The organism is Rubrimonas cliftonensis (assembly GCF_900107585.1).
Taxonomy (GTDB): domain Bacteria; phylum Pseudomonadota; class Alphaproteobacteria; order Rhodobacterales; family Rhodobacteraceae; genus Rubrimonas; species Rubrimonas cliftonensis.
Genome location: NZ_FNQM01000054.1, coordinates 1 through 6,577 on the forward strand (window position 1 = coordinate 1; position 6,577 = coordinate 6,577).

Sequence of the window (6,577 nt, forward strand, 5' to 3'; positions counted from 1 at the left end):
GACGCCGCGCGCGAGCAGCATCTCCTCGACAGCCCGCAGGCTGAGCGAGAAGCGCAGGTACAGCCAGACGGCGTGGAAGATGATCGCCGGCGGATACCGGTGGCGCTTGTACGAGGCGGGGGTCATGGTCGTCGCCGCCAACTATCGTCCCTTCGAAGCGGCGGCGAGACCGCCCCAGGTTAACCCGACAGCTCCCAAGGCCCAGCGCCTCGGCAAGTCCTTCGCCGAGATCGAGGCGGCGGCCTTCAGCTACACGTCGATCGCCGAATACGTGACGCCGCGCCAGATCGCGGACCAGTGCCTCTTCATCGCCAGCGAACGGGGCCGCACGATCAGCGGGCAGGCGCTTTCGGTCTGCGGCGACACGCGGATGCTCGCCTGGCGCGCGGGCGCCGCCGCCCAGTCGCTGCGCATCGACTGGCGCGTCGGTCCGCGACCGCGTCACGCTGCGGAGAGCCGGGCGCAGAGCTCCGAGAATTTTAATTGAACCGCATCGGGGCTGCTTTCGACCAATCGTCGGAACAACCGAAAAGGAGCACTCCGATGCGCACCACCTTCCTGGCCTTCGCCCTCGCAGTCGCCACGACCGGCGCCCAGGCGGCGACCATCTTCAACGCCAACGTGTTCAGCGCCGCCGGCGCTGACGCCGCCTCCATCCAGTCCGAGGTCGACGGCTTCCGCGCCGCGCTCGGCGGGCTCAACCCCAACACGCCCGAGAACTTCGCGGGCGGCCGCCGCGAGATCAACTGGGACGGCGTTCCCGACAGTCTCGCCGACCCGAACGCCTTCCCCGGCGACTTCTTCAACGGCTCGACCCCGGGCCGCGCCCGCGGGATCGAGTTCGTTGCAACCGGCGAAACCACCGGTTTCGAGGTTTCGTCCTCCACGGCCTCGGGCGTGCCGATCCTGTTCGACGAGCCCGACGAGTATTCCTTCTTCAGCCCCGAGCGCATCTTCCGCCCGGTCGGCGGCGACAGCTTCGACGTGCTGTTCTTCGACCCCACGGACCAGACCTCGCCGGCGACCACGACCGGGCTCGGCGTCGTGTTCACCGGGCTCGAGGAGGAGGGGCAGGCCGTGATGTCGTTCTTCGGCGAGGACGGCGAACTGCTGCTCTCCAAGGCGGTGACGCCGAGCGGCCTGACGGGGCTTTCGTTCCTCGGCGTCCTGTTCGACGTGCCGGTGGCGAAGGTGTCGATCTTCAACGCCCTGGGCGGCGACGAGCCGGTGATGGACGACTTCATCTTCGGCGAACCGACGCGGGCCGCCGTGGCCCCCGTGCCGCTGCCGGCCGCGGCGTGGATGCTGCTCGCCGGCCTCGCCGGGCTCGCGACGCTGAGCCGCCGCCGCGCGGCCGCCTGAGACGGGACAAGCCGGACGGCTGGTTCCCATGACCGCAGCCAGAGCCGGCGCCATGGCGCCGGCTCTGGCCATTCCGCCGACGCGCCCGCATCGACGCGCCGGCGCTGCGAAGCAGCCGGGCAAGCGGCCCGGCGATGCTCGCAAAGCGCCGCCGCGGCGCCGGACGGACCGGCGCGCCGGGACGCTCAGTGCGTCCGCGCCCCCGCCGACTTCACCCGGCGCAGCGGAATCGACGACTCGATCTCGGCGACGCCTTCAACCCTGGTGAGCCTGCCCACGAGGAACTTCTCGAACTCCGCCATGCTGCGCACGACGACGCGCAGCAGGTAGTCGCGGTTGCCCGTCATCAGCCAGCAGTCCACCACCTCGGGAAAGCGCGCAATGGCCGCCTCGAAGGTCGAGAGCGCGTCGTCGATCTGCTTGCTGAGCTTGACCGACACGAATACCGAGACGTCGAAACCCAGCGCCGCCTCGTCGATGAGCGCCGCGTAGCCGGTCACGATCCCCGCGTCCTCGAGCAGCCTGAGCCGCCGCGCCACGGGCGTCGGGCTCAGCCCGACGGCCTCGCTCAGCGCCTGCAGCGAGATGCGCCCGTCGCGCGACAGGCGGCGCAGGATGCGTTCGTCGATCTCATCCAGCCTCGCGCTTCCCGCCATCCTGCGCCCATATGACAGGTGAAATCGGCGCAGATGACGCCTTTGAGCGTCAGGATAGCCAAGAATGCGCTCGGAAGCGAGACTACGCTCGGCATGCTTGCTCCGGAGGCGACATGACGAGCGCTCATCTCAAGACCATCGAGAGCCGGCTGCTGTGGCTCTCGCACTGGATGATCCACCACGCCAACCACATCCGCCCGAAGGCGGACGCGATCAAGGTCGGCGGGCACCAGGCCTCCTCGGCCTCGATGGTGTCGATCATGACCGCGCTCTACTTCTCGGCGCTGCGGCCGGAGGACCGGGTGGCGGTGAAGCCCCACGCCTCGCCGGTCTTTCACGCAATGCAGTATCTGATGGGAAACATCCCGCGCGAGAAGCTGGAGCGGTTCCGCGGCTTCGACGGCGCGCAGTCCTACCCCTCGCGCACCAAGGACGTCGACGACGTCGACTTCTCGACCGGGTCCGTCGGGCTCGGCGTCGCCATGACGTCCTTCGCGTCGATCGTGCAGGACTACATCCTCGCGAAGTCCTGGGGCGGCGATCTGAGGCCCGGCCGCATGGTCGCGCTGGCGGGCGACGCGGAGCTCGACGAGGGCAACGTCTACGAATGCCTGCAGGAAGGCTGGAAGAACGATCTCCGCAACACCTGGTGGATCATCGACTACAACCGACAGTCGCTCGACGGCGTCGTGCGCGAGGGCCTGTTCCAGCGCATCGAGAAGACCTTCGACGCCTTCGGCTGGGACGTGGTGAAGATCAAGCACGGGGCGCTCCAGCGCGCCGCCTTCCTCGAACCCGGCGGCGCCAGGCTGCGCGACTGGATCGACCGCTGCCCGAACTCCGACTATTCCGCCCTCACCTTCATGGGGGGCGGGGTCTGGCGCAGCCGCCTGATGGACGATCTGGGCGACCAGGGCGACGTCTCGGCCCTGATCGGGCGCCGCTCCGACGCGCAGCTCGCCGCCCTGATGGAGAACCTCGGCGGCAACTGCGTCGACACCATGGCCGAGGCCTTCGCGGCCGTCGATCACGAGCGCCCTGTCTGCTTCCTCGCCTACACCGTGAAGGGGTGGGGGACGCCCATCGCGGGGCACAAGGACAATCACGGCGGCCTGATGACGCCGAAGCAGATGGCGGCGTGGCGGGCGCACATGGGCGTGCCGGAAGGCATGGAGTGGGAGCGGTTCGCGACGGTCGGGAACCCGGAGGCCCTGAAGGCGTTCCTCGCGTCGACGCCGTTCTTCGCCGGCGGGCCGCGCCGCCATGAGGACGCCCAACTCGCCGCGCCGGCCATCGCGGCGCCCCCCTGAGCGCGAGATCTCGACGCAGGCCGCCTTCGGCAGGATCCTCGATCATCTGGCCCGGAGCGGCGGCGACCTCGTCGACCGGATCGTGACGACCTCGCCGGACGTCACCGGGACCACCAGCCTCGGCCCCTGGGTGAACCGGCGAAAGCTGTTCGCGCGGGGCGCGCGGCCGGACGTCTTCAAGGCGCACAGAATTCCCTCCACCGCGAAATGGGAGTTCTCGCCGGACGGCCAGCATGTCGAGCTCGGCATCGCCGAGATGAACCTCTGTCTGCTTCTCGCCGCCGCGGGCCTCGCGCACTCGCTGTTCGGCAGGCGGCTGATCCCCATCGGCACGGTCTACGATCCCTTCGTCGCGCGCGCGCTCGATGCGCTGAACTACGCCTGCTACCAGGACGCGCGCTTCCTGCTGGTGGGCACGCCCTCGGGCGTGACGCTGGCGCCGGAGGGCGGCGCGCACCAGTCCATCGGCACGCCGCTGATCGGGATGAGCCAGCCGGGGCTGACGGCCTTCGAGCCCGCCTTCGCCGATGAGCTGGCGATCATCATGGAGTGGGCCTTCGCGCATCTGCAGCGTGACGGCGCCGGGGGCGGCTCGGTCTATCTGCGGCTCACCACCAACCCGCTGGAGCAGCCGCTGCGCCAAGGGGGCGACCGGTTCGCGGCGGACGTCGTGGCGGGCGGCTACTGGATGCGTCCGCCGGGGCCGAACTGCGAGGCGGTGATCGCGTATCAGGGCGCCGTCGCCGGCGAGGCGATCAGGGCCGCCGGTAGGGTCGGCGGCGCCCGGCGGGATGTCGGCCTGCTCGCCGTGACCTCCGCCGACCGCCTGCACGCCGGCTGGACCGAAGCGCAACGGGCGCGCGAGGCCGGCGACGCCGGCGCCCGCGCCCATGTCGAGGCGCTGCTCGGCGAGCTGCCCGCCCACTGCGCCCTCGTGACCGTGATCGACGGGCACCCGGCGACGCTGTCATGGCTGGGCGGCGTCGCCGGCCGCCGGACGCTGCCGCTCGGGGTCGAGGCGTTCGGCCAGACCGGAACCATCGCAGAGCTCTACCGCTGCTCCGGGATCGACGCGGAGGCGATCGTGCGGCGGCTCGACGCCATGACGGCCGGCCGCAGGATGCTCGCGTGACGCCGCGCAGGCGCGGGATCGCCGGCGCGGCGGTCTTGACCCGGCCGCCCGCGCGGCGCCATCAGCCCGAGGCGGCGCGTCCGCCAACTCGTCCCGGAGATCGAAGCCGATGAACCTCGCCCGTCTCGCCGCCGAAGCCGAAGCCCGCGGCAGGCCCGTGAGGGCGGGACTGATCGGGGCCGGAAAGTTCGGCTCGATGTTCCTGAGCCAGACGCCGGCGATCCGAGGGCTGGAGGTGTCCGCCATCGCCGATCTCTCGCCCGACCGGGCGCGCGCCGCCTGCGCCGCCGTCGGCTGGGACGACGCGCGGATCGCGGCGACGGCGTTTCTCGACGACGGCGCGGAGCTGGCCCGCCGCGACGATGTCGACGTCGTGATCGAGGCGACCGGCAGCCCGCGCGCCGGCGTCGCCCATGCCGAGACCGCCATCGCCGCCGGCAAGCATGTCGTGATGGTCAACGTCGAGGCCGACGTCCTGGTGGGGCCCCTGCTGGCCCGCAAGGCCGCTGCGGCGGGGGTCGTCTACTCGATGGCCTATGGCGACCAGCCGGCGCTGGTCAGCGAGATGGTCGACTGGGCGCGCGCCTCGGGCCTGCATGTCACCGCCGCCGGCAAGGGCACCAGGTATCTGCCCGCCTACCACGCCGTGACGCCCGACGACGTCTGGAGCCATTACGGCCTCACGCCGGAAGCCGCGAAGGCCGCCGGCATGAACCCGCAGATGTTCAACTCGTTCCTCGACGGCACGAAAAGCGCCATCGAGATGGTCGCCATCGCCAACGCCTGCGGCCTCGACGTGCCCGACGACGGCCTCGCCTTTCCGCCCTGCGGCGTCGACGACCTCGCGCATGTGCTGCGGCCGCGGGAGCTTGGCGGACAGTTGCCGCGACGCGGCGTGGTCGAGACGGTCTCCTCGCTCGAGCGCGACGGCCGGCCGGTGTTCCGCGACCTGCGCTGGGGCGTCTATGTCGTGTTCGAGGCGCCGAACGACTACGCCGCGGCCTGCTTCCGCCAGTACGGCCTGCCGACAGACGCGACGGGGCGCTTCGCAGCGATGTACAAGCCGTTCCACCTGATCGGCCTCGAACTCTCGATCTCCGTCCTGAGCGCCGCCCTGCGCAACGAGCCGACGGGCCAGGCGCGCGAGATGCGCGGCGTGGCGGCGTCGGTCGCCAAGCGCGCCCTCAAGGCCGGCGAGATGCTCGACGGCGAAGGCGGCTACACCGTCCATGGCAGGGCCCTGCCGCGCAAGGCGGCCGAGCGGGCGCTGCCGGTGGGCCTCGCGCATGGCGTCCGCCTCTTGCGGGACGTCGCCGCAGGCGAAGCGCTCGCGCTCGACGATGTCGAGCTGGGTTCCGACAGGGTCGCCGACATGTATCGCGCAGCCGTCGTCGGCGCGTGAACGGGCGGGGCGCGCGGCGCCGGGCCCGAAGTCCGGTCGACAGCCGCCCCAACGGTCTCCGGCGGTCGGAGCGGCGGCGAAAGGGAGTGCTCCGGCCGGGCCCTGCGGCGACCTGCGGCCCGGAGCCGGCGCAAGGCCGAAGCGCAGGCGTCGCTGCGGGCGCCGCGTCGGCGACAGGCGGCGGCGCGCCGGACGCCAGCGCGGGCGTCGCCATGGCCTCGCCCCGCGGCGAAGAATTAGCTGCGGCGGCGCTGCGATCGGGCTCAGACAGTCGCCGGACGGGCGCCCAGGCGGCAGGCGCTCGACGCGGCGCCCTGCGTGGCTGGCGCGGGACGCGCTTCGACCCATGCCTTCACGCAGGCGGCGTGCGATGCGGCGCGGCGGCGCCCAGAGAACCCGCCGATCATCCGCCGAGCCGCAGCCAGAGCGACAGGCCGTCCTCGCAGCCGATGAAGAGCCAGCCCTCCGGCGTCAGCGCGAGCGCCATGACGCCTGCGCCGCCCGAGCCCTTCACGACCGCGTCGCCGTCGGCGCCGATGCGCCCCGCCAGCACCGCGCCGTCGCGGAAGCCCGCGATGACGAGGTTCTCGCCCGGCAGCCCCGTAACCGCGCTGCACAGACGCTTGGCGCCGAAGCAGGTCTCCTCCGGCGGGCGGCCCATCGGCCCGTCCTTGCCGTCGAAGGGCCAGCACACGGCGGCGTCGGCGCCGGACGT

4 protein-coding genes and 3 pseudogenes are annotated in these 6,577 nt (G+C 71.8%); 4 read left to right on the forward strand and 3 right to left on the reverse strand.

Going from position 1 to position 6,577, the window contains the following annotated elements; translation table 11 throughout:
• A pseudogene (locus tag BLW43_RS22130) lies at positions 1-126 on the reverse strand (IS6 family transposase); the annotation flags it as partial.
• On the opposite strand from BLW43_RS22130, the gene BLW43_RS24115 reads away from it, so the two are divergent.
• Both BLW43_RS24115 and BLW43_RS24505 read left to right on the forward strand, forming a co-directional pair.
• A complete protein-coding gene (locus tag BLW43_RS24115; RefSeq protein ID WP_217632287.1) occupies positions 125-487 on the forward strand; it encodes a hypothetical protein in 363 nt (120 codons plus the stop codon). The pseudogene BLW43_RS22130 and the gene BLW43_RS24115 overlap by 2 nt on opposite strands.
• A 56-nt stretch (positions 488-543) precedes the next feature.
• Complete coding sequence (locus BLW43_RS24505; protein WP_093256994.1) at positions 544-1,362, forward strand: VPLPA-CTERM sorting domain-containing protein; 819 nt, start codon at positions 544-546, stop codon at positions 1,360-1,362.
• A gap of 185 nt (positions 1,363-1,547) precedes the next feature.
• On the opposite strand, the gene BLW43_RS22145 is transcribed toward BLW43_RS24505, so the two are convergent.
• Positions 1,548-2,018, reverse strand: a complete 471-nt coding sequence (locus tag BLW43_RS22145) for an Lrp/AsnC family transcriptional regulator (RefSeq protein WP_093256996.1) — start codon at positions 2,016-2,018, stop codon at positions 1,548-1,550.
• Positions 2,019-2,131: 113 nt separating this feature from the next.
• On the opposite strand from BLW43_RS22145, the pseudogene BLW43_RS22150 reads away from it, so the two are divergent.
• Both BLW43_RS22150 and BLW43_RS22155 read left to right on the forward strand, forming a co-directional pair.
• Positions 2,132-4,460: pseudogene (locus BLW43_RS22150) on the forward strand (transketolase).
• Between the two features lie 109 nt (positions 4,461-4,569).
• Positions 4,570-5,862: an NAD(P)H-dependent oxidoreductase gene (locus BLW43_RS22155; RefSeq protein WP_093256999.1), complete on the forward strand. Its 1,293-nt coding sequence runs from the start codon at positions 4,570-4,572 to the stop codon at positions 5,860-5,862.
• A 403-nt stretch (positions 5,863-6,265) separates the two neighbouring features.
• Here BLW43_RS22155 and BLW43_RS23825 read toward each other — a convergent pair.
• Positions 6,266-6,577 (reverse strand): annotated as a pseudogene (locus tag BLW43_RS23825) (WD40 repeat domain-containing protein); the annotation flags it as partial.